Here is a 2291-nt window from a genome sequence, read left to right as displayed (position 1 = left end):
CCGCCCGCCGCATCCACGTAGTAGCCCACGCCCGCCCCCGGCCGGTACGCCACCGTCACCGGGCTGTTTACCTCTCCCTCGACCCTCACCGTCGGCTGGTACTCCGGCACGAACAGCGAGTCGCCGGCGAAGAGAATCATGTTGTCGCGGAAGCTGGGGTCGCGCAGCACGCGTTCGAAGTCGATGCCCACGCGGCCCAGGTTGCCTTGGGTGCGGTAGAACTGCGCCCCCCGCACGTAAGCCGCGTCCGTTACGCCGCCCGCTCGCGTGATGAGGTCGCCCAGCCGCTCCTCACGGTTGGTGAGCGTGTAGCGGCCCGGGAAACGAACCTCGCCCGAGAGCACCACGTTGCGCTGTAGCTCGAACCCCGGCACCCGTCGGATGAACACGTTGTCGTACGGCTGGAGCTGGTGCTCCGCGCCGCGGGCCGGCGTTTCCCGCCGGAGGTACCCCGTGGGATCCACCACGTACGTGGAGTCGAGCGGCACCCGCTGGATCGTCGCCAGCTCGCCGCCGCGACGAGTTTCCGGGATCCGCGCGATCTCCGCCTCGAGCAGGTACGCGTCGTCCCGCAGCCCGCCGGCCATGATCACGGCGTCGCGCAGCGACATCGAATCACGGAACGTGTACAGCCCCGGCCGCTGAACACTCCCGTAGACGGCGATCTGACGGTACGGCCGAAACTCGGTGCGCGAGTAAATCGTGATCTCGTCGAACTCCCGGAGTTCGGGGTCCGCACCCGCGCGCGACATCGGGCGACTCGCCCCGGTGCCCGCGCCGCCGGACATGGCCGCGGCGTCCACGATCTGGCTGAGGTCCACCGCGAGCAGCCGCCGCGTCGAATCAGGCATCAGCCGCAGGATGTGCGCCCGGCCCGCGTAGGTGTCGGTCTTGAGCCCGCTCGCCGCAGCGATGGCCTGGGACAGCGTCATCCCGGACTGGAGCTCGTAGGTGCCGGGGCGCCACACGTTGCCGCTCAGGAGCACGCGGTTGCGCACCGGCCGCGTCACGGAGAACACCCGCAGCCGGTCGTTCCCGGCCAGCACGACCGGCGGCGCGCCCGCGCGCAGCGCCGCACCCAGGTCCACGTCCAGCGCCGTCCGGTCCCGGCCGTCCGGCAGGCGCTGATCCGGCGGCAGCACGCGCTCGATGTTGGCCCGGCCCGTGTACGCCTCGGGCAGGAGCCCGCCCGCCATCTGGATCAGCTCCTTGAGCCCCTGGCCGGGCGCCAGCTCGTAGATCGCCGGCCGCAGCACCGGGCCCTCGAGCGTCACCCGCGGCCCGTGCGGCGGCACGAACACCACGTCGCCGCTCTCCAGCCGGATGTCGCCCCGCGTGTTGCCGTTCAGGAGGTAGTCGTACACGTCCAGCGTGTCCACCGCCTCGCCGCTCCGCATCACCCGGATCCGCCGGAACCCGCCGCGCTCCGTCGGCCCGCCCGCCTGGTAGAGCGCGTTCATCACGGTGCCGAGCGCGCTCACGGCGTACGCGCCCGGCCGGACCACGTCGCCCGTGACGAAGATCTGGTTGACCCTGACCCGCGAGACCGTGAGATCGAACTGCGTGGTCGCGTTCGGCCCCCGCCTCACGCCCGAATACACGCGGCCCAGCCGGGCGTAGAGCAGGGACCTGAGCTGCCCCATCGTGAGATTGGCTACCTGGATCTGCCCCACCTGCGGGACCACCACGAATCCCTCGCGGGAGACCGGCAGCTGGTGCGCCAGCTCGACGTCCCCGGTCAGGATCAGCGCCAGGTCGTCCCCCGGGCCGATGCGGTACTCCGGATCCACCGGCCCGCTCGTCACCGGCGCGAACTGGTTGGTGGTCCGCCGGAACACGTCGAGACCGAAGATCCTTGCCCGCCTCAGCCGCTCGGCCATGACCCGCACACCGGCCGTGTCCACGCGCAACGCGCCAAACTCGTCGCGCCGCGTCGGGATGGAGTCCTGGCCTGCCACGAAGCCCAGCGTGTCGAGCAGGAACGAGTCGGCCCGCGACATGATCAGCGAGTCGCGCGGCGCCCGCAACGTGTCGGCGAGCGCGAAGTCCGCGAAGCCGAGGGCCGCGGCGGCGCGCAGCATGTCCACCGTCGGTGCGGGCGTGGCCTGGCCGGGCGTCGCCTGGCCGAGGTAGGAGTCAATGAGGTTATCGGAGTAGCCCGCCGCCCGGAGCCGCGCCCGGATCTGGTCGGGCGTCATGCCGCTCTGCTGGATGCGCTGGCGCAGCTGATCGCCGAGGCCGCGCTGCTCGATGCCCTGCTGGATCTGCTGGTCGGTGACGCCCGGCGGCCG

General features: G+C 71.8%; 1 protein-coding gene. It reads right to left on the bottom strand.

The window, feature by feature from the left end; all coding sequences use genetic code 11:
* Positions 1–2291, bottom strand: a 2291-nt coding sequence (locus Q8Q85_12540; GenBank protein MDP3775084.1) for an SLBB domain-containing protein, incomplete at both ends; no start/stop codon positions are given.

Source organism: Gemmatimonadales bacterium (genome assembly GCA_030697825.1).
Lineage (GTDB): Bacteria > Gemmatimonadota > Gemmatimonadetes > Gemmatimonadales > JACORV01 > JACORV01.
The sequence above is the reverse complement of the archived record's forward strand: the minus strand, read 5'-3'. Positions and strand labels throughout refer to the sequence as shown.